Source organism: Peribacillus sp. FSL K6-5616 (assembly GCF_038008245.1).
In the GTDB taxonomy this organism is placed as follows: Bacteria; Bacillota; Bacilli; order Bacillales; family DSM-1321; genus Peribacillus; species Peribacillus frigoritolerans.
The window spans coordinates 1-20,670 of record NZ_JBBOYT010000004.1 but is presented as its reverse complement, the minus strand read 5'-3'; the positions used below and the strand labels follow the sequence as shown (position 1 = coordinate 20,670).

19 protein-coding genes and 1 riboswitch are annotated in these 20,670 nt (G+C 42.7%); of the genes, 1 reads left to right on the top strand and 18 read right to left on the bottom strand.

Going from position 1 to position 20,670, the window contains the following annotated elements:
* Positions 1–71: 71 nt before the first annotated feature.
* From pcrA to MHB45_RS27980, 5 genes are all read right to left on the bottom strand, one after another.
* The gene (pcrA, locus tag MHB45_RS28000; RefSeq protein ID WP_048680596.1) at positions 72–2,318 is read right to left on the bottom strand and encodes a DNA helicase PcrA; all 2,247 of its coding nucleotides are present in this window, start codon (positions 2,316–2,318) and stop codon (positions 72–74) included.
* A gap of 61 nt (positions 2,319–2,379) precedes the next feature.
* Entirely contained in the window at positions 2,380–3,063 is a 684-nt protein-coding gene (locus MHB45_RS27995) for a heptaprenylglyceryl phosphate synthase (protein ID WP_034306092.1), read from the bottom strand.
* A 220-nt stretch (positions 3,064–3,283) separates the two neighbouring features.
* Positions 3,284–3,598, bottom strand: a complete 315-nt coding sequence (locus tag MHB45_RS27990; protein WP_034306094.1) for a YerC/YecD family TrpR-related protein — start codon at positions 3,596–3,598, stop codon at positions 3,284–3,286.
* A 26-nt stretch (positions 3,599–3,624) separates the two neighbouring features.
* The gene (locus MHB45_RS27985; protein ID WP_048680599.1) at positions 3,625–4,662 is read right to left on the bottom strand and encodes a DUF3048 domain-containing protein; all 1,038 of its coding nucleotides are present in this window, start codon (positions 4,660–4,662) and stop codon (positions 3,625–3,627) included.
* A gap of 43 nt (positions 4,663–4,705) precedes the next feature.
* Complete coding sequence (locus MHB45_RS27980; RefSeq protein WP_048680603.1) at positions 4,706–6,451, bottom strand: adenine deaminase C-terminal domain-containing protein; 1,746 nt, start codon at positions 6,449–6,451, stop codon at positions 4,706–4,708.
* Positions 6,452–6,595: 144 nt separating this feature from the next.
* On the opposite strand from MHB45_RS27980, the gene MHB45_RS27975 reads away from it, so the two are divergent.
* Positions 6,596–6,862: a YgaP-like transmembrane domain gene (locus tag MHB45_RS27975; RefSeq protein WP_048680606.1), complete on the top strand. Its 267-nt coding sequence runs from the start codon at positions 6,596–6,598 to the stop codon at positions 6,860–6,862.
* Positions 6,863–6,907: 45 nt separating this feature from the next.
* On the opposite strand, the gene purD is transcribed toward MHB45_RS27975, so the two are convergent.
* The 13 genes from purD to MHB45_RS27910 all read right to left on the bottom strand — a co-directional run bounded on the left by purD (position 6,908) and on the right by MHB45_RS27910 (position 20,231).
* Positions 6,908–8,182 (bottom strand): phosphoribosylamine--glycine ligase, encoded by a 1,275-nt coding sequence (gene purD / locus MHB45_RS27970; protein ID WP_063595366.1) that lies wholly within the window; start codon positions 8,180–8,182, stop codon positions 6,908–6,910.
* Positions 8,183–8,201: 19 nt separating this feature from the next.
* On the bottom strand, positions 8,202–9,737 hold the full coding sequence (purH, locus tag MHB45_RS27965) for a bifunctional phosphoribosylaminoimidazolecarboxamide formyltransferase/IMP cyclohydrolase (RefSeq protein ID WP_072272319.1): 1,536 nt from the start codon (positions 9,735–9,737) through the stop codon (positions 8,202–8,204).
* 18 nt (positions 9,738–9,755) lie between these two features.
* Entirely contained in the window at positions 9,756–10,331 is a 576-nt protein-coding gene (gene purN / locus MHB45_RS27960) for a phosphoribosylglycinamide formyltransferase (RefSeq protein WP_048680615.1), read from the bottom strand.
* A complete protein-coding gene (gene purM, locus MHB45_RS27955) occupies positions 10,331–11,356 on the bottom strand; it encodes a phosphoribosylformylglycinamidine cyclo-ligase (protein WP_048680618.1) in 1,026 nt (341 codons plus the stop codon). Before purM ends, purN begins: the two co-directional genes overlap by 1 nt.
* Positions 11,357–11,398: 42 nt before the next feature.
* Entirely contained in the window at positions 11,399–12,814 is a 1,416-nt protein-coding gene (gene purF, locus MHB45_RS27950; protein ID WP_048680621.1) for an amidophosphoribosyltransferase, read from the bottom strand.
* Positions 12,799–15,018, bottom strand: a complete 2,220-nt coding sequence (purL, locus tag MHB45_RS27945; RefSeq protein WP_048680624.1) for a phosphoribosylformylglycinamidine synthase subunit PurL — start codon at positions 15,016–15,018, stop codon at positions 12,799–12,801. The genes purF and purL overlap by 16 nt, the downstream gene beginning before the upstream one ends.
* Positions 15,002–15,688: a phosphoribosylformylglycinamidine synthase subunit PurQ gene (gene purQ / locus MHB45_RS27940; protein ID WP_048680628.1), complete on the bottom strand. Its 687-nt coding sequence runs from the start codon at positions 15,686–15,688 to the stop codon at positions 15,002–15,004. Before purQ ends, purL begins: the two co-directional genes overlap by 17 nt.
* Positions 15,685–15,939: a phosphoribosylformylglycinamidine synthase subunit PurS gene (gene purS, locus MHB45_RS27935; protein WP_034306118.1), complete on the bottom strand. Its 255-nt coding sequence runs from the start codon at positions 15,937–15,939 to the stop codon at positions 15,685–15,687. Before purS ends, purQ begins: the two co-directional genes overlap by 4 nt.
* Positions 15,932–16,651 carry a phosphoribosylaminoimidazolesuccinocarboxamide synthase gene (gene purC, locus MHB45_RS27930; RefSeq protein WP_048680630.1) on the bottom strand — a complete coding sequence of 240 codons (720 nt, stop codon included), beginning with the start codon at positions 16,649–16,651 and terminating at the stop codon, positions 15,932–15,934. The genes purS and purC overlap by 8 nt, the downstream gene beginning before the upstream one ends.
* Before the next feature lie 102 nt (positions 16,652–16,753).
* Positions 16,754–18,046 (bottom strand): adenylosuccinate lyase, encoded by a 1,293-nt coding sequence (gene purB / locus MHB45_RS27925; RefSeq protein WP_034306123.1) that lies wholly within the window; start codon positions 18,044–18,046, stop codon positions 16,754–16,756.
* Positions 18,043–19,203 carry a 5-(carboxyamino)imidazole ribonucleotide synthase gene (gene purK, locus MHB45_RS27920; RefSeq protein ID WP_072272318.1) on the bottom strand — a complete coding sequence of 387 codons (1,161 nt, stop codon included), beginning with the start codon at positions 19,201–19,203 and terminating at the stop codon, positions 18,043–18,045. The genes purB and purK overlap by 4 nt, the downstream gene beginning before the upstream one ends.
* Positions 19,187–19,675, bottom strand: a complete 489-nt coding sequence (gene purE, locus MHB45_RS27915; protein ID WP_034306127.1) for a 5-(carboxyamino)imidazole ribonucleotide mutase — start codon at positions 19,673–19,675, stop codon at positions 19,187–19,189. Before purE ends, purK begins: the two co-directional genes overlap by 17 nt.
* Positions 19,676–19,854: 179 nt before the next feature.
* A riboswitch (purine riboswitch) is annotated at positions 19,855–19,956 on the bottom strand.
* Positions 19,957–20,030: 74 nt separating this feature from the next.
* Entirely contained in the window at positions 20,031–20,231 is a 201-nt protein-coding gene (locus MHB45_RS27910) for an NETI motif-containing protein (protein ID WP_048680636.1), read from the bottom strand.
* Between the last annotated feature and the right edge of the window lie 439 nt (positions 20,232–20,670).

Genomic DNA, 20,670 nt, shown 5'->3' with positions numbered 1-20,670 from the left:
ACTTCTGTATAGAAGAGCGGTGTCTAAAGTAAGATATCCCTATTCTTTACCAGCAGGAGCATATTAATAGCTTATGCTTTTTCAACTGGTGCAAATTTCGCCAATAGGCGTTTGATGCCGATTGGACTTGGAAAGGCAATATCCAATTCCTTTCCTTCGCCTTCCCCTTTTACGCTTACCACGGTTCCTATACCCCATTTTTTATGGGAGGCACGGTCACCGACAGCCCAGCCGATTTCTTCACCGCCCGTTGCGGATGGTGCAGAAACAGCTTTTCCAAAGGCAGGCACTTTTCTTGTTGAAGCCGTTGAAGGAGACCCGGTTCTCGAAGAGCTGAAAGGCGTTTGCCTAGCTCTAGGAGCAGGTTTCGGTTTTAGGTCTTCTAGAAGTTCCTCTGGTATTTCACTGATGAAACGTGAAACGGGATTCATGCTCGTCCGTCCATACAATGTCCGCATTTGGGCATTGCTTATGAATAGTTCATTTTCGGCCCTTGTAATTCCCACATAAGCCAGACGGCGTTCTTCTTCCATCTCCTCTTCATCCATAAGCGAGCGGCTGTGAGGGAAAACCCCTTCTTCAAGGCCCAATAGAAAGACTACCGGATATTCAAGTCCCTTCGCTGAATGCAATGTCATCAACGTTACCGTATTTGTATTTTCTTCGGTATTCTCGTCAAGTTGGTCTATATCGGCAACCAACGCCAGGTCAGTCAAAAAGCCCACCAATGATTTGTCCTCGCTGTTATCTTCGAATGCTTTCGTAACAGATAAAAACTCATCTATATTTTCAAGCCGGCTTTGTGATTCAATCGTTTTTTCTGCCTGCAGCATCTCACGGTAACCAGTTTTCTCGATGACTTCCTCCACAAGTTCCGTCACGGATAAGTACTCCTGCTGATTTGTATAATTAGTGATCAGCGTATGGAATTCCCTTGCCGCTTTGGTGGCCTTCCCGCTTATCCCTGCCATTTCCACAGACTCCAGTGCTTTATATATGGAAACATCATATTGATCTGCATAATCTGCCACTTTGTCCATCGAAGTTGCACCAATTCCGCGTTTTGGCACATTGATTACACGGCGAAGGCTGATGTCATCATCAGGGTTCGCAATAAGTCGAAGATAGGCAAGTAAATCCTTAATCTCTTTACGGTCATAGAACTTAGTGCCCCCGACTATTGCATAATTAATATTGGATTTAAGCAGAACTTCCTCCATGACACGTGATTGTGCATTCGTTCTGTAAAGTATTGCTATATCTGAATACTTCCTGCTGCCGTCCTGAACTAACTCATTTATCTTTCCGGCTACGAATTGCGCTTCCCCTTGTTCATTGTCCGCACGGTAATAGAATATCTTATTGCCATCTGCATTCTCGGTCCAAAGATTTTTCGGCTTACGGTTTTGATTGTTATCGATGACCTTATTCGCTGCTGCAAGGATTTTTTTCGTCGAGCGGTAATTCTGTTCAAGGAAAATCATGTTGGCATTCGGATAATCTTTTTCAAATGAAAGGATATTCGCAATATCCGCACCGCGCCAACGATAAATCGACTGATCGGAATCCCCAACAACACAGAGATTACGGAAGCGTGAAGCCAATAATTTAACAAGCATATATTGAGCCCTGTTCGTATCTTGGTACTCATCAACATGAATGTATTGAAATTTACGCTGATAATATTCAAGCACCTCAGGTACGAGCTGGAATAATTGAATCGTCATCATGATCAAATCATCGAAATCGAGCGCTGAATTTTTGCGCAGCCGTTTTTGATATTCCGTATAAACATCGGCCGTTACTTTAGTGAAGTAATCAGACGCCGTCTTCAGGTACTCTTCCGGCCCGACCAATTCATTTTTCGCTGAACTGATGCTGCCCAAAATGGCACGATAATCATATTTCTTTGTATCCATATTACGGTCTTTCATGATTTGTTTTATGACCGATTGCTGATCCGTCGTATCCAATATCGAGAAGTTCCTATTAAATCCGATACGGTCGATATCTCTTCGTAGAATGCGGACACACATCGAGTGGAAAGTCGAAATCCAGATATCTTCGGATGCACCGCCAAGTATGGCACGGATCCTCTCCTTCATCTCACGTGCCGCTTTGTTGGTGAACGTGATTGCAAGGATGTTCCAAGGCGCTATTTCCTTCTCGACCATCAAATAAGCTATTCGGTGAGTCAGCACACGCGTCTTTCCACTTCCTGCCCCAGCCATGATTAAAAGTGGACCATCTGTTGCTTTCACTGCTTTTTGTTGCTGTTCATTCAAACCAATTAATAATTTTTCCGCTAAATATTGCATTATCACACCACCTATACGAACATTCGTTTCTGTTTTAGTATACTATATTTCTTACATGTTTTCATTTAACTGCCGTAACTGTTGCCAGGGCCACTTTCAAATCTTCATAAATCACATTGCCGACAACGATGACATCCGCAATCTTGGACATCTCTTTGGCTTGTTCAACCGATTTTATCCCACCGCCATAGAATAGTATGGTATCTTCCAAACTCTCTTTGGCCGCTTCCACCATCTGGACATCGCCATAATCACCGCTGTATTCCAAATAAAAGATCGGCAGGTTGAACATCTTTTCCGCCATCATCGCGTATGCACCCACATCATCCATATCCAAATCAGTATTGGCTTTCGTCAATTGGGCCGCCTTGCACTCAGGGTTCAGGATACAGTACCCTTCAACGAAAATTTCATCCCAATTCAAAAGGTATCCGTATTCCTTGACTGCTTGCTGATGCAATTTCATCATCCAATCCGGGTTGGTGCTATTCAGGACACTCGGAATGAAATATAAATCAAACCCTGGCGTCACCGTTTCAACTGAAGAAATTTCCATCACACACGGGACCGTATATCGCCTGACACGTGCCATTAAATGAAGCACATTCTCAAGCGTGATACCATCCGTTCCCCCGACCATGATAGCATCAGTACCGGATTCACAGACTTTCTCAAGGGCCTCATCACTTATTTCTTTATTTGGATCGAGTTTGAAAACATGTTTCCACTCGCGAAAATCGTACATTATAATCCTCCATTCACACTTCCCATTACACCATTATAGCATTAAGATTTTTCATTAAAAAAGAGAAGTATCGATAAAATGTTATTACCAAATGGAACCTTTTAATCTAAAATCCAATATAACATGGATACGGCTGAAAGACAGCCGGCAATGAGCGTGCTGGACACAAAATAAAAAGCCGGGAAATGAATTCCCCAGCTTTTTATTATAATCGAAAGAATTATGATTCAGTTGTTTCCTCTACGTTATCCTTAATACGGTTCAGAGCCATGGAATAAGCATCATTTCCGTAGTTCAAGCAACGTTTGACCCTGGAAATCGTAGCCGTGCTTGCACCTGTTTCCGTTTCGATTTTATGATAGGTTTTTCCTTCTTCAAGCATGCGGGCTACTTCAAGACGCTGTGCCAATGATGAAATTTCATTAACTGTGCATAGATCATCAAAAAATCGATAGCATTCGTCCAAATCACGCAAGGAAAGGATCGACTTGAACAGCTGATCCGTTTCTTTTCCTCTTAACTTATCAATTTGCATGTTACTCCCCCTCAATTTCATGGGTATCAAAATGAGACGTCTCCTACTAAACCAGGTTCATCCGGAATAATATTGATCCAAGTTTTCCCTGGAATCAACCCTACCTCTTTATCGTTTTTCACTGGTGTAATACGACCATCCTTATTCACCCATTCTACTTCATTCGCTTTTCCTTTTTGAAGTAAATAACCATTTCCGCCACTTTTCAAGTCGATTTTTCGACGCCCTTTGTCGTCGATCACTTGATGAGCAGCCTCAATGATCAATATATTATCCAGTAAAATAGGTTTATTCGATTTATGCTCGACTGTTTGCTCTCCATTCGAAAAACGTTTATATTTCTCTTCCGTGGCCTCGTATTCATACTGTACATCATACTCGTCTGATCCGTAGGAAACCTCGGTTTTCAATGCCGGTTCCCCTTGAAGTCCAGCTGCCTCTTCCTTTGTAAGGAAAGCATAAGGCTCCGGTGCACCATTCAACTCATAACCCTTTTCCTTTGCACCTTTTTCGATATCCTCAAAGGAGGTGTAGGAATTATGCGGTGCTTTTCGATCTGCCGAACGTTGAAACAAAGTACCATCATAATATAATCCGTTCAAGTTATCAATATACCCTCTGTCCAGCATGGTCTTTGCCTCGGGGCTATACCCATGACAGACATAGATGCAATCAAGGCCTTTAGCCAATTCGATATAATAGTCCCTTGCACTCCGAATCGGACCGATTTGACTAGGCATTTCACTTTGGAAGATAGCTAAAAATCTGGTTATGTCACCTTCTGCGAGCATTTCGTAAACCATATCGGCTTCTGAGAGACCCGATTGCGGGCGTGCTTCCGGATGATTATTAATCATCACTGCTGCAGCCCTTCGCTCACTGCCTGCTTCGGTGGCCATACCTGTAAGTGGAAACTCATTGGAAGGTTCATTTTTCACATCTGTATTTTTGATGACAGCTTGGTCTTTCGGCTTACTGTCATCCGATGCAGGATCCTCTTTCGTCGAACAGCCTGCCAGCAGTAAAATAGCAATAACGATGAAAAGAACTCTCTTAAAATTCATCTTTCCACTCCTCTGATTTATTAGCCATTTCTTCTCTTATATTTTAACGCATTATAGTGGGAAAGAGTATAGTTTTATTCATTACATCATATACTCCTCGCTGGGTGAGCCTTATATATGGCAGATGGGTTGTCGAAAAGAATGAAAGGGTATACACAGGATCGGCGAAGCGATAACCTCTCTCCCGCAGCAAATGTTTCAATTCATTTTCTTCTTTTATCAATTCAGGAACCTCCTTGGTCGACATGACTCCCTTTAATTTCAGAGGAAGTTCATGAATCACCTTGCCTTGTTCCGTCAAAATGATTCCACCGCCAATTTCCTTCAGCCGGTTAAATGCCAAATGCATATCCTTTTTCCTTTTACCGATCAATATGATATCACCTGTATTTGTATAAGAGCCAGCAAAGCCACACAATTTGTCCGCAAACCCTTTTAATATCGTATTGATGCGCCATTTCCCTTCCCGGTCGATTAGCATGAAAAAGCATTCATCATCCTCAAAGTTCAGTTCTTCATGCCCAACATCATTGGCAAGGGAGTACGGTTTCGTAATTACATTATTAACCAATTCTATCCCGAACGGCATGGAAAATTCAAAATCTTCCTTTAAACTGAGATCCCAATCAAGATCGAGCGGTTTAAAATCGAAATCACTCCATTCGATTTCCTGTTTATCCGGAATGATCTCACCATCCCTTTTCACCCATTTCCCTTTCGCCATTACCGAAACCGGTGCGGGTTCCTTTACATCGGTCAGGAAGTTGATGTTCGCCACCCTCCCTGTGGCAATATTGCCATGAAGGTATTCAATGTTATAATATCGTGCGATGTTGATGGTCGCCATATTGTAGGCATCGATGACCGGAACGCCATGCTCTATCGCTATTTTGATCAAGCAGTCTATGAAACCACCTTCATAAAAGGACGGCGGTGATCCATCTGTCGTATAAAAGAATTTGTCATAATGATCAATGCCCAGTTCATGGATTTCCTGTATCAGCTTTGGTAAATCCGGACGGATCGAAGAATGTCTTAACGATACATAATAGCCCTGCAGCAAGCGTGACATGACTTCATCACCTGTCATTGCCTCATGATCACAATCGGCGCCGAACAAGGTCATTTTTGCTAAAGTCTTCTCTGAAGCACCTGGAAAGTGTCCTTCTATTTTCTTCCTCATTCGCTTGGCTTCCTGAATCCAGTGCAACATCATGTCATCCCCATCGAGAAGCTTCGGCCATCCAGTTAGTTCCCCGCCCTGTAATACGGCATCATGCTCCAGCCATGATTTGACGGCCCCATGGGAAAAGACCATATCTTCATCGATCAATTCCGTTTGTCCGTCAAAACGGCTCCACCAATACATTGTTACAGGAATGTTACGTAATTCTTTCAAAAGAGAAAACGCTTTCTTTTTATCTAACTGCAATAGAAACGGCAAGTTATCATTGATCAATGTCGTTGTGCCAAAATGAGATGCATAACGTGAAAAAGAAAGGGGATTATATAATTGAGAAGGGTGTGAATGCGGCTCAATATAACCCGGGACCAAGTACTGGTTTGTACAGTCGACCATTTCACAGCGGTCTATATTATCAGGAAGCTTATCGCCAACATATATGATGCGATCTTCATATATCCATATATTCGCTTTTACCCATTTTCGTAAAGCCTGATTTAAATAAGTCGTATTTTTTAGCAGAATGTGTGGTGCCCTATTGCCATCCAGCACATCTATATGTTCTCTTAGATGTTTATTTTTCCATCTATAGCGCTGTTCAAGCATAAACATTCCCCCATAAGTTATTAGAAACAGTGTATGAAAAAACCATTTTCAATCCAATTTTATTTCATAGTAACATACTTGCCCCATTAGAACAGTAATGTTATCCAGATTATTGTTAAATTTTTGTGAAGGGATGGATTTTATATGAAGTTTAAACAAAATATCAGTATAATAAATGCTTTAATGCGAATTACTTGTGGTTTTACATTTCTAACATGGGCTACGGCTAAAATGGTGAAAAAACCATGGAAAAACCAATCTTATATAATCGTGGCCATGCTTTCCGCCATGAAAATAGGCGAAGGAATCCTCCGTTATTGTCCTGTCGTAGATGCGATGGAAAACGGGCAAAACTTGATGACAAAAGGACCAAAACAGGAAAATGAATCAAATCAATCTGATTCATATTAAGTCTTATAGAAGAAGCTGACTCCGCTTAGAGTCAGCTTCTTTATATTATGATGAAAAATTGTATTTTATTGCTCGGTAGCCAATATCCGTTCGCCAAAATAAACCGTCTTTCTCAATATGCCCTAACTCTTTATATACTTCAGCTTGCGCAGAGGCCAAATCTTTCCCTTTTGCAGCAACCAGAAGTACACGTCCGCCATTCGAGATGAAGTTCCCTTCATTATTGAGAGCCGTTCCAGCATGATAAACATGGGCTTTCGGATCAATCTTTTCCAAGCCTTTAATGATAGATCCCTTTTTATATTCCCCTGGATATCCATCAGCTGCGACGACCACTCCGAGCACGGCTTCTTCATGCCATTCAAGTTGTAAATCCTCTCCAGAAAGAACCGCTTCAAGCGTATCTACGAAGTCTGTCTTTAGACGAGGTAAAACGACTTGCGTTTCCGGATCGCCAAAACGGGCATTGAACTCAATGACTTTTGTGCCTTTTTCAGTGGCGATCAACCCGGCATATAATATTCCTGTAAAACTCCGATTCTCAGAAATCATCGCATTTACCGTGGGTTTAAGAATCGTTTCGACTGCAGTCTGGATCATTTCATCGGATATTTGCGGCACCGGTGAATATGCACCCATTCCACCTGTGTTCGGACCCTGATCTCCATCAAAAACCCGCTTATGATCTTGAGCAATGACCATCGGATACACTTTTTCCCCATTAACGAATGCCATCAATGAAAATTCCTCGCCATCAAGGAATTCCTCAATAACGACTTTGGCAGATGCTTCCCCGAACTTTGCTCCGACTAGCATATCATGGATGGCGTCTAACGCCTCTTCCATCGTCATAGCAACTACGACACCTTTTCCTGCTGCCAAACCATCCGCTTTTATGACAATGGGGGCACCCATTTTTTCGATATATGCTTTTGCTGAATCATAATCAGAAAATGTTTCATATTCCGCTGTGGGAATGCTGTAGTTCTTCATTAAATCTTTAGCAAAGGATTTACTTCCCTCGATGACTGCAGCACGGCCATTAGGGCCAAATACCTGTAATCCCGCTTCCGTAAAATCATCTGCAAGTCCATTCAACAATGGGGTTTCGGGCCCGATCACCGTTAATGAAACAGCATTCTTCTTTGCAAAGGCAACCAAATCCCCATGATTGTTTTCATCAATTGGTACAAGAGTCGCTACATCGGTCATCCCTGGATTTCCCGGTGCTGCAAAAACGGTCCCAACTCGTTTACTTTCAAATAGTTTGCGGGCTATGGCATGCTCCCTGCCGCCCCGGCCAATTACTAGTACATTCATTATCGCACCTCATTTTTGATTAATGTTTAAAGTGACGAATTCCTGTAAACACCATCGTAATCCCATATTCATCAGCTTTCTTGATCGAATCTTCGTCTTTAACAGATCCACCAGGCTGAATGATTGCCGTGACGCCCGCTTTCGCTGCCGCTTCTACAGTATCATCCATCGGGAAGAAAGCATCTGATGCCAATGCACTTCCTGTTGCTCTTTCCCCAGCTTGTTCCAAAGCAATTTTTGCAGCTCCCACGCGGTTCATTTGTCCTGCGCCAACACCTAATGTCATTTGATCGTTACAAACCACAATTGCATTCGACTTGACATGTTTCACGATTTTCCAGCCAAGTTCCATGGCTTTCCACTCTTCAGGGGTAGGCTCACGTTTCGTTGCCACTTTTACCTCTGCATCCTTTAAGCTATGTGCATCCTGATCTTGAATAAGCAATCCGCCTTCAATGGATGTCAATTTACGTTCAGGCTTTTTAACCGCGTCGAAATCGATCGTTAATAAACGAAGGTTTTTCTTGCTTGTCAATACTTCCACTGCCTCTTGTGTAAACCCAGGTGCAATGATGATTTCAAGGAAGATTTCATGAAGCTTTTCCGCAGTTGCCTTATCAACTTCACGGTTCAAAGCGATGATCCCACCGAAAATGGAAGTGGCATCTGCCTCATATGCTTTTTCATATGCTTCCAAAATGGTCGCACCGACACCGACGCCGCAAGGATTCATATGTTTGACTGCAACTGCAGCCGGCTCATTGAATTCTTTAACGATTTGAAGTGCTGCATCAGCATCATTAATGTTGTTGTAGGAAAGTTCTTTTCCATGTAATTGATTCGCTTCTGCAATTGAGAAAACGGAACCAAGCGGTTTTTTATAGAATGCGGCTTTTTGATGTGGATTTTCCCCATAACGAAGCGACTGTTTCAATTCATAGGTAACAGTCAATGATTCAGGATTTTCTTCATCGGCAAGCTCTGTCATATACTCTGAAATAACGGCATCATATGCTGCTGTATGACGGAAAACTTTTGCTGCCAGGCGGCGATTCGTGGTTTTTGATACCCCGCCGTTTTGTTCCAGCTCAGCCAATACGGTAGGATAATCATTGGAATCAACGATAACAGTCACATATTCGTGGTTTTTAGCAGAAGAACGAAGCATTGTCGGTCCACCGATATCGATGTTTTCAATAGCATCTTCCACAGTGACTTCCGGTTTGGAAATAGTCGCCTGGAATGGATATAGGTTCACACAGACAAGTTGAATGGGTTCAATATTATGTTCCGCAAGCTGTGCTGCGTGATTTTTGTCATCATGTTTTGCCAACACTGCTCCATGGACATTCGGGTGAAGCGTTTTAACACGTCCATCCAATATTTCAGGGAAACCGGTGACGTCACTGATTCCAATTACCTCAATACCATTATCCTGCAGCGTTTTTTTGGTACCGCCTGTAGAAATGATTTCAAAACCTGCTTCAATTAATCCTTGAGCAAATTCTACGATACCTGTTTTATCCGATACACTAATTAATGCACGTTTCTTCATGTTATGTTGGTCCCTCCATTAAGTAAGTTTCTTGTGGCATAGCTCCTGCAAAACTGACGGATACAGATCATGCTCCATTTCCTGAATCCTTTTCTGAAGGATGTCTTTCGTATCCCCTTCAAGAATCGGCACTGTTTTTTGGGCAATGACCGGTCCTGTGTCCATTCCATCATCCACATAATGAACGGTTACCCCCGTTTCCTTCACTCCGGCATCAAAAGCCTGGCCAATTGCATCCTTGCCTGGAAAACTTGGCAGAAGTGAAGGGTGGATGTTCACGATCCTCTGTGAATACTTTTGTAATAATGTCGGACCTATCAAACGCATATAACCAGCAAGAATGATGAACTCTATCTCATACTGGCGAAGTTTTTCCAGGATTTCCGATTCATATTCAGTCTTGTTGGAGTAATTCTTTGCTGAAAAGGAGAAAGAATCAATATTCTCAAGCTTTGCTCTCTCAAGCACATATGCGTCTTCACGATCGCATACGACAAGACAGATTTCCGCCTTCAACTTTCCACTTTTTATTGCTTCAGCAATTGATTGAAAATTACTACCGTTACCTGATGCAAAGACAGCAAGGCGTTTCATTATTTGAACGACACTCCATTTCCATCCACAACCGTCCCAATAACTGAGGCTTCTTCACCGCAAGACCGTAGGTGGGCTAGCACATCGGATGCCACTTCTTTTTTCACGATAGCCGTCATTCCAACTCCCATATTGAAGATATTGAACATTTCCTCTTTTACAAGGTTCCCTTTTTCTTCAAGGAATGAGAATATAGTTGGAATTTCCCAGCTTCCAAGCTCGATTTCAACACCGCATCCTTCAGGAAGAATACGCGGAATATTCTCGATGAATCCTCCACCGGTGATATGGGCAAGACCATTAACCTCAAATTTTTCCAACGTCGATAAAACGGACTTCACATAGATTTTTGTCGGCTTTAATAATTCCTCTCCCAACTTGCAATCCAGTTCCGGTACGAAGTCATGAAGCCCCATGCCTGAGTCCTCAAGAAGGATTTTACGAACAAGGGAATACCCATTACTGTGGATGCCGCTTGAAGCGAGTCCAATAACGACGTCACCAGCCGAGATGGCTTCACCAGTAATCAAACGTGATTTTTCAACGGCACCTACAGTAAAGCCTGCCACATCGTATTCTTCCGTCTCGTACATGCCTGGCATTTCAGCCGTTTCTCCGCCGATTAAAGCACAGCCCGCCTGCTCACAGCCATCTGCAATTCCTTTGACGATCATTTCAATTCGTTCAGGATCTGCTTTACCACAGGCAATATAATCTAAAAAGTATAAAGGTGCAGCACCTTGAACGACAACATCATTGACGCACATAGCTACACAATCCACTCCAATTGTATCGTGTTTATCCATCATGAACGCTAACAAAAGTTTTGTACCCACTCCATCCGTACCAGAAATGAGCACAGGTTCTTTAAGGTTCAAGGAAGATAAATCAAACATGCCGCCGAAACCGCCCAGACCATTCATTACTTCTGGACGAAATGTGCGCTTTACATGTTTTTTCATTCGATTTACCGCTTCATAACCAGCCTCAATATCCACACCAGCCTGTTTATATGCATTAGCCATTTGAAATCCTCCTCCGAAAATCAATCATCATTGCCGACTTGATTAACATTTTGTTTTTTCTCGTTCGTATTCAAAAATTTCAGTCGGATAATTTCCGGTGAAACAAGCTAGGCATGAACCGCGCGTTTCTCCAGGAAACGGTCGTCCAATTGCTTCGACCATACCTTCGACACTTAAAAAAGTTAAGGAATCAGCTTCAATGATTTCCCTTATTTCCTCCACCGATTTTGAGCTTGCAATCAGTTCTTCCTTTTTAGACGTGTCTATGCCATAAAAACATGGATTCTTGATCGGTGGTGAGCTGATTACTACATGCACTTCTTTCGCTCCGGCATCTTTTAACATGCGGACAATCCTTCTGCTCGTTGTCCCACGGACGATTGAATCATCAACCATTATGACCCGCTTGCCTTCCACTACCCCTCTTACAGGTGATAGTTTCATCTTTACGCCTTGTTCACGCAGACTTTGTGATGGCTGAATGAAAGTCCGTCCAACATAACGATTCTTTATTAAGCCCATTTCATAAGGAATGCCTGCAGCTTCAGCATAGCCAATCGCTGCCGAGATGCTGGAATCAGGTACACCTGTAACTACGTCTGCTTCAATTTTGGTTTCGAGTGCCATTTGCTTACCAAGGTTTTTCCGTGCCGTATGAACATTGATACCATCAATGTTGCTATCCGGACGGGAAAAATACACGTACTCCATCGTGCACATTGCCTGTTGGCTGGAAAGCGAAAAGTATTCGGATGTGATTCCCTCATCATTAATGACAACGAGTTCACCCGGCTCAATATCCCGGATGAATTCTGCACCTACAATATCAAGTGCACATGTTTCAGATGCAGCGAAATATGCATCGCCTATTTTCCCCAAGGAAAGTGGACGGAAGCCATGCGGATCTCTTGCCATGATCATTTGGGTTTCTGTCATGATGACAAAGGCATAGGCTCCCTTTAGCATACTTAAACTGTTCTTCACGGAATCTCTTACATCCGAGTAGCCGGAGCGTTTAATCAGATGTGCCAGAACTTCCGTATCAGAGGTCGTTTGAAAAATGCTTCCTTGTCCTTCAAGCTGTGCTTTTAATTGATGGGCATTGACGATATTCCCATTATGGGCAAGGGCCAGCCCTCCTGTATGAGAATTGAACAGGAAAGGCTGAACATTTTGATACCCGCCGCCGCCTGCCGTTGTATAACGGACATGGCCGATTGCCGCTTTACCGCTACCGGAAAGTGCCTGCATTTTTTCCGCAGTGAATATCTCTGTGACAAGTCCTTCGCCCTTAGAGATGGACATCTGCTCACCATCCGTCACGACGATGCCCGCTCCCTCTTGACCACGATGTTGCAAGCTATGCAAACCGTAGTAAGCAAGCTGGGCTGCATCGGGATGTCCCCAGACTCCAACAACACCACACTCTTCGTTTAGGCTTCTTATTTCAGCAAGCATGGTATGGCTCCCTTCCAAGCTGTTTGTAAATCTTCAATGTCCGCTTCCAATACTTTGCTATCACTTGTTGCCACGATTAATTTATTATCAGCCGTTACTGAGCCTATGCAAATCGCATCTTCAACAAGAGCTTCAAATGACGCTTGATTTTCAGGATTGATGGACAGTAGGAATCGTGATTGCGTTTCACTGAATAATTCAGATACAGGTTCCCCGGATATACTCACTTTTGCCCCTAGTTTGCTTGCCCCGAATAAAGATTCAGCTAAAGCCACTGCCAAACCGCCTTCCGAAAGGTCATGGGCTGATGCAACAAGTCCTTTTTGGATTGCTGTCAGAATTTGCTGCTGACGTTTTAGTTCAAGGTCCAAATCAAGTTCTGGAGCGCGTCCAAAGATTTTACCCTCTAGCATTTTCTGTAATTCACTGCCTCCGAATTCCACTTTCGCTTCACCGACCACGTAAATCAAATCGGATTCATTTTTAAATGTTTGTGTTGTGATGTGCTTAAGGTCATTGACTAGACCAACCATTCCAACCACAGGCGTCGGATAAATCGCTTCACCATTCGTTTCATTATAAAGGGAAACATTTCCTCCGATTACAGGAGTACTTAAGCTTCTGCAAGCTTCACTCATACCGTCTGCCGCTTTTTCCAGTTGCCAGAATATTTCTGGTTTTTCTGGATTCCCAAAATTCAAGCAATCCGTGATCGCTAAAGGTTCCGCACCCGAGCAAATGATGTTACGGGCTGCTTCAGCCACAGCGATTTTGCCGCCTGTTTCAGGATCTAAATAAATAAAGCGGGAGTTGCAATCCGTCGTCATGGCAAGGGCTTTATTCGTACCACGTACACGCACTACCGCTGCATCCGATCCAGGTGAGACGACTGTATTCGTGCGGACCATGTAATCATACTGGTCGTAGACCCATTCCTTACTCGAAATTGTCGGTTGCTTCAATAGTGATACCAATGTTTCTTTATAATCTTCAATGACTGGCACTTCTGCCGTCATGCTTTGGAAGTCACGGAAATATTGCGGCTCTGCAGATGGCTTGTGATAAATAGGAGCTTCTTCAGCCAATGCATCAACCGGAACCTCAGCAACGATTTCACCTTGATGGGAAAGGGTTAGGTTTTTATCATCCGTTACTTCACCAACAGCAACCGCTTCTAGGTCATATTTCGTAAACAAGTCGACGATTTCCTGTTCGCGTCCTTTAGTGACAACGATCAGCATCCGCTCTTGTGATTCAGAAAGCATCATTTCATATGCTGTCATTCCCGTTTCACGCTGCGGTACCAAATCCAGGTTCATTTTTATTCCTGAGCCAGCTTTACTCGCCATCTCGGCAGATGAGCTTGTAAGACCTGCTGCTCCCATATCCTGAATGCCAACAAGGGCATCATTTTGAATCAATTCAAGGCATGCTTCCAAAAGCAGTTTCTCCATGAATGGATCGCCTACTTGTACGGCAGGCCGTTTCTCTTCCGAAGACTCTGATAGCTCTTCAGATGCAAATGTTGCTCCATGAATGCCATCACGTCCAGTTTTGGCACCCACATACATCACTGTGTTGCCCACTCCATGCGCTTGGCCCTTTTTAATGTCCTTATGATCGATCAAACCGACACACATTGCATTGACAAGAGGATTTCCTTCATACGATGGATCAAATTGAATTTCTCCTCCGACAGTTGGAATTCCGATACAATTCCCGTATCCTGCAATCCCTGCAACCACTTCTTTAAATAAATATTTCACGCGATCATTGTCTAGCTCACCGAAGCGAAGTGAGTTCAACATCGCAATCGGACGGGCTCCCATGGAGAAAACATCACGGATAATTCCGCCGACACCGGTAGCAGCACCTTGATAAGGCTCTATTGCCGAAGGGTGGTTATGACTTTCAATTTTAAAAACGACAGCCTGATCGTCACCGATATCAACGATACCTGCTCCTTCACCAGGACCCTGTAGCACTTTCTCCCCTGTAATCGGGAATTTCCTTAAGATGGGTTTTGAATTTTTGTAGGAACAATGCTCTGACCACATAACCGAAAACAAACCAGTTTCCGTATAATTCGGCAGTCTGCCTAAGATTTTCTCCACCATTGCAAATTCATCATCGGATAGTCCCATTGTTGCGTACAATCGATCCGATTTAATTTTTTCCGGACTTGGTTCAAGCTGTAATAACATGTGATTCCCTCCAGTTTTTTACGATGGATTGAAAAATCTTTAAGCCGTCTTTACTGCCAAGCAGCGAATCAACAGCACGTTCGGGATGAGGCATCATTCCGAGGACATTTCCTTGTTCATTTGTAATTCCCGCTATTTGCTCCAAGCTTCCGTTTGGATTTTCACCATCATACGTGAACAAGATGCGGTTATTTTGTTTTAATTCAGCCAATGTTTCATCATCGCAGTAGTAATTCCCTTCACCATGTGCCACAGGGATCGTAATCGTTTCATTTAATTCATATCCTGTCGTGAACATCGATTGGTTATTTTCAACCTTCAGTCCTACATTGCGGCAAATGAATTTCAAGCCTTCATTACGGCGCATCGCTCCAGGTAAAAGTCCTGCTTCAAGTAAAATCTGAAAACCATTGCAGACACCCAAGACAGGCTTTCCTGCTTGTGCCGCTTTTACGACTTCAGCCATTACATTCGAAAAGCGTGCAATTGCTCCAGAGCGTAAATAGTCTCCATAAGAGAAACCTCCAGGAAGGAGAATCCCATCATACTGATCTAGATTGTCTGTAGAGTGCCAAACATACTCCACTTCTTCCCCCAGTGCATCCTTTATCGCATGGTACATATCGACATCACAATTGGAGCCAGGGAAAACTATGACAGCAAATTTCATTGGGTGATAACCTCCTCAACATCATAACGGTAAGCTTCAATTACCGTATTGGCCAATAGTTTTTCACACATTTCCTTCACAAGTTGATCTAAATCACGATCCGTATCCTTAATTGTAAGTTCAATGTATTTCCCCACTCGAACATCACTAACTTCGTTATATGTCAAGCTATGAAGTGATTGTTGCACTGCTGCTCCCTGTGGATCTAATACACTTTCGCGTAGTGTGATATATACCTTAACCTTATACATGTTGAGTGCCCTCCAACTTTGCTAGTATTTTTTCATAAGCATCTGTTAAACTTCCTAAATCACGGCGGAATACATCTTTGTCTAATTTTTCGTTCGTATTAATATCCCATAATCGGCAGGTATCAGGTGAAATTTCATCTGCCAGCAGAATGTCTCCATTCGGGGTTTTGCCGAACTCTAATTTAAAATCAATCAATTTAATGTCCAACTCTTTAAAGAAAGACGTTAAGACGATACTGATTTCTTGTGCCTTTTCTTTTAAAATCGCTACATCTTCCTTGCTTGCAAGTTCCAATTCTTCAATATGGTCTTCCGTTAACAGAGGATCGCCGAGCTCGTCGTCTTTATAGTAAAACTCAATCAGCGTTTTCTTGAGCGGCTGGCCTTCTTCAATGCCAGTCCTTTTAGAAAAACTGCCGGCAGCCGTATTTCTGACAACGACTTCTAGCGGAATGATGGACACCCTTTTGACTAACTGCTCCCGTTCGGAAAGCATTTCAATAAAATGGGACGGGATATTCTCTTGGGCAAGCTTTGAAAATAGTAAGCTAGTAATTTGATTATTCAACTTACCTTTTCCGGCAATCTCTGACTTCTTCTCACCATTGAATGCTGTTGCCGAATCCTTGTATTCCACCCATACTATTTCACTGTTGTCCGTTGCAAAAATCTGTTTCGCTTTTCCTTCATACAACAATTCTCGTTTTTCCATCTGTCCAGACCCCCACATTGTGAATATTATGAATCTTCCTGCCATTGATCAGGCTTGGCAAACATATCACCATTAAAGGTGCCATGTTTGCCGCCTTCACTTTTATAAACCTAAACGATCAAAGATTACATCAACATTTTTCAGGTGATGTGTAGGATCGAAACAATCATCAAGTTCTTCTTTCGTAAGCAAGCTTGTGATTTTATCATCCTTTTCGATCAGGCTTCTGAATGGAACCTGAAGCTCCCATGCTTCCATCGCTTTCGGCTGAACCGTATCATAAGCTTCTTCACGGACAAGTCCTTTATCGATAAGGGATAGCAGCACACGTTGTGAGAAAATCAATCCCAGCGTACGGTCCATATTGCGTTTCATATTTTCTGGATAAACGGTCAAGTTCTTCACTATGTTGCTGAAACGGTTCAGCATATAGTTTAATGCGATCGTTGCATCCGGCAAGATGATGCGCTCAGCAGAAGAATGCGAAATGTCACGTTCATGCCATAATGGCACATTCTCATATGCTGTCATCATGTAACCGCGGATTACACGAGCCATACCCGTCATATTTTCAGAACCGATTGGATTCCGTTTATGAGGCATTGCCGAAGATCCTTTTTGTCCTTTTGCAAAGAATTCTTCCACTTCGCGTGTTTCACTTTTTTGCAAGCCGCGAATTTCCACTGCAAACTTTTCAATAGATGTCGCAATTAAAGCCAATGTACTCATATAATGTGCATGGCGATCGCGTTGTAATGTTTGTGTTGAGATTGGCGCTGCTTCAAGGCCAAGCTTTTCACAAACGAATTTTTCAACGAACGGGTCGATGTTTGCGTAAGTTCCGACAGCCCCAGAGATTTTCCCAACCTCTATGTTCTTTCTTGCTTCTTCAAAACGTTCGACATTGCGTTTCATTTCTTGATACCAAAGTGCCAGTTTCAACCCAAAAGTGGTCGGTTCCGCATGAACTCCATGTGTACGTCCCATTTGAACCGTGTATTTATGTTCTTTCGCTTTATTTTTCAGGATCTCCACGAAGTTATTTAAATCCTTGGCAAGGATCTCATTCGCCTGCTTTATCACATATGAAAGAGCTGTATCCACCACATCAGTGGAAGTCAGTCCGTAATGGACCCATTTCCGTTCTTCACCCAACGTTTCGGAAACCGCACGTGTAAAAGCAACAACATCATGGCGTGTATCTTTTTCGATTTCATTGATACGGTCGACATCGAATGTAGCATTTTCACGAAGAAGCTTCACATCTTCTTTTGGAATGACACCTAGCTCCGACCATGCTTCACAAGCTAAGATTTCAACTTCCAACCACGCATTAAAGCGGTTCTTTTCTGTCCAAATGTTTCCCATCTCTGGGCGGGTATAACGTTCAATCATTTTACTTCCTCCGTTTCAACCTGTTGATTCCATATTTTGCTTCGATCACTTTCCGAAAGAGCTTCCTCAATCGTTGGACGTAAAATATTCACATGACCCATTTTCCGCTTAAGCTTGGCTTCTTTCTTACCGTAAAGGTGAACCTTCCAATCTGAAAGCGTCGGAATTTCATCCATCAAGGGTCCGATATGCTCACCAAGGATGTTTATCATTACCACAGGCTTCAATAACGCCGTATTTCCGAGAGGCCAATTGCAGACAGCCCTTATATGCTGTTCAAACTGTGAAGTCTCACATGCCTCCATTGTATAATGGCCTGAGTTATGAGGTCTTGGCGCTAATTCATTAATGATGATATCATCCTGAGCGGTTAAAAACATCTCGACTGCCAATGTCCCCACCAAATCAAGTTTCTCTGCAAGCTGCAAAGCTTCATCAATAGCTTTCCGTTCAGCTTGGATACTGATACGGGCCGGAACAATGCTTTTATGAAGAATGTTTTCAATATGAATGTTTTCCGCAATCGGAAAATGACTTTTCTCGCCATCAGCCTTACGCGTCACGATGATGGATATTTCTTTTACGAAAGGAATCCAGGCTTCCAGCACACATATACCTGTTTTGAGCAGGGGTTCAGCCTTTTTGATATCGGCTTCTTCCTTAATGACCAACTGCCCTTTTCCATCATAACCGCCCCGCGTCGTTTTTAACACACTAGGGTACCCTAATTTCTCTATATGAAGGTAAATTTCTGAAATATCCTGTATTTCCTGATATGGAGCAACGGAAGCTCCTGCATCGGATATGGCTTTTTTTTCAGTCAATCTATCCTGTGTCAGCTTTAATAATTCTGAGCCCTGTGGAAGAAATGCATGTTGCTTTAACCAATCCAAGGCTTCTGAACTGATATTTTCAAACTCGTATGTTATGACATCACTGACGTCAGCTAACCTTTTCAATGCTTCGATATCATCATAAGCACCAATGATTTCAATATCCGCCACTTGAGCACATGGGCCTTCTGCAGTCGGCTCTAGGACCGCTATCTTAAAGCCCGATGCCTTAGCTGACAAGGCCATCATCCTGCCCAATTGCCCACCGCCGATAATTCCAATGGTCTGTCCAGGTAATATGATTGTATTATTTAAGTTGTTCACTGCTCTGTAACACCTTTTCTCTGGTTTCGTCTCGTAAAGCCTCTAGCCTATCAGCAATGTCAGAATCAAAAGCCGCTAACATTTGAGCCGCTAACAAACCGGCATTGACTGCGCCGGCTTTTCCGATCGCAACCGTTGCAACCGGTACGCCACCAGGCATTTGAACAATCGATAATAACGAATCCATCCCATTTAATGCCTTCGACTGTATTGGCACGCCAATCACAGGGACAATCGTTTTAGCGGCGGTCATACCTGGAAGATGTGCAGCCCCGCCTGCTCCGGCAATAATCACTTTAATATCTCTATCTTTTGCACTCTCTGCATATTCAAATAGTAAATCCGGCGTCCGGTGGGCGGAAACGACTCTTTTTTCATAGGGGATCTCAAGCTGTTCCAATGATTCACAAGCGTACTTCATCGTTTCCCAATCCGAGACACTTCCCATAATAACCCCAACTTGCGGTTTCATATCATCTTTCCCTCCAACACTCATATTATGGCGTCCCGAGTATGCAGACAGACGCTTATCATTTATCTATAACATGTAAATTAAAAAACCGGACAGGTTGCTTCCTCATCGAGAAAGCAACCTGTCCGGAACAGAAAGCCCTTTTGGAAAATACAAAAAGACTTGGCTAGGTTTCCGAAATAGTCAGATGCTTTTCTCATAGTCCGATGATTTACGGTCATCAGGTAGAAACTTTTGGGCCATATCCCCATGATTATATGAGACGTATTAATGTAACTTCATCTTACCTTCCGGCCATTTTAATGTCAAGTTAAAATCGAATATTTTTACATGATATTAATTAAACGTTCGTGTTTTACTCGATTAACTTTGCTTCGAATACAATTTTTCGATCAACCGGCTCATAATGGACTTTGCCATTCTCGATTCTCTCCGCAAAGATAGGTTCTTCCGTTCGCCTTACAGGAAAGTAACCTGCCGCTTTAATTCGATCTAAACATGCATCGATCGTCTCGCCCTCGATAACTTCAAACTTTTCCTTACTCTTTTTACTCACAATACCGATCCCTTCATGGTTCTATTTTGTCTGCCTTCTTCCTTACCCATCCAACTTGCATATTATCAATAATAAATTCTTCCTAGTATAATGAAAAGAATAAGTAAAGACAAGAATGCATGTAAATAAATACTTTATAATGGAAATTCCAAAATGACTCAGAATATGATCCCCCTTGCCTTCCTAAAAGCATCTACTCTCATATACTCTACATCCCCTTCAATATCCCGCCCTTCTCCTCCCTCTGAATTAAAATAGCTTGATTCATGAAATTACCTCTGCTCCATGATCGTTACATATTCGTATCTTGCTCCCATGAATTATTTCAATTCAAGTTTAGTCCGAATAAATAAGTCAGCTGATGAAATTAATTAGCCTGCAGGTCGATTTAGCTGTTAATTTACGTCACTCCTCCTGAAAGCTGAAAAATATCGCAATA

Coding starts and splice junctions, on each gene's coding strand:
- MHB45_RS27990 (WP_034306094.1), bottom strand. CDS start 3,598: ATGCAAATTGATAAGTTAAGAGGAAAAGAAACGGATCAGCTGTTCAAG.
- purM (WP_048680618.1), bottom strand. CDS start 11,356: ATGGCTAATGCATATAAACAGGCTGGTGTGGATATTGAGGCTGGTTAT.
- purS (WP_034306118.1), bottom strand. CDS start 15,939: ATGTATAAGGTTAAGGTATATATCACACTACGCGAAAGTGTATTAGAT.
- purL (WP_048680624.1), bottom strand. CDS start 15,018: ATGTTATTACAGCTTGAACCAAGTCCGGAAAAAATTAAATCGGATCGA.
- MHB45_RS27985 (WP_048680599.1), bottom strand. CDS start 4,662: ATGAATTTTAAGAGAGTTCTTTTCATCGTTATTGCTATTTTACTGCTG.
- purF (WP_048680621.1), bottom strand. CDS start 12,814: ATGCTTGCTGAAATAAGAAGCCTAAACGAAGAGTGTGGTGTTGTTGGA.
- purQ (WP_048680628.1), bottom strand. CDS start 15,688: ATGAAATTTGCTGTCATAGTTTTCCCTGGCTCCAATTGTGATGTCGAT.
- purB (WP_034306123.1), bottom strand. CDS start 18,046: ATGATTGAACGTTATACCCGCCCAGAGATGGGAAACATTTGGACAGAA.
- purN (WP_048680615.1), bottom strand. CDS start 10,331: ATGAAACGCCTTGCTGTCTTTGCATCAGGTAACGGTAGTAATTTTCAA.
- MHB45_RS27975 (WP_048680606.1), top strand. CDS start 6,596: ATGAAGTTTAAACAAAATATCAGTATAATAAATGCTTTAATGCGAATT.
- MHB45_RS27995 (WP_034306092.1), bottom strand. CDS start 3,063: ATGTACGATTTTCGCGAGTGGAAACATGTTTTCAAACTCGATCCAAAT.
- MHB45_RS27980 (WP_048680603.1), bottom strand. CDS start 6,451: ATGCTTGAACAGCGCTATAGATGGAAAAATAAACATCTAAGAGAACAT.
- purC (WP_048680630.1), bottom strand. CDS start 16,651: ATGGAAAAACGAGAATTGTTGTATGAAGGAAAAGCGAAACAGATTTTT.
- pcrA (WP_048680596.1), bottom strand. CDS start 2,318: ATGCAATATTTAGCGGAAAAATTATTAATTGGTTTGAATGAACAGCAA.
- purD (WP_063595366.1), bottom strand. CDS start 8,182: ATGAATGTACTAGTAATTGGCCGGGGCGGCAGGGAGCATGCCATAGCC.
- purH (WP_072272319.1), bottom strand. CDS start 9,737: ATGAAGAAACGTGCATTAATTAGTGTATCGGATAAAACAGGTATCGTA.
- purE (WP_034306127.1), bottom strand. CDS start 19,675: ATGAAACCGCAAGTTGGGGTTATTATGGGAAGTGTCTCGGATTGGGAA.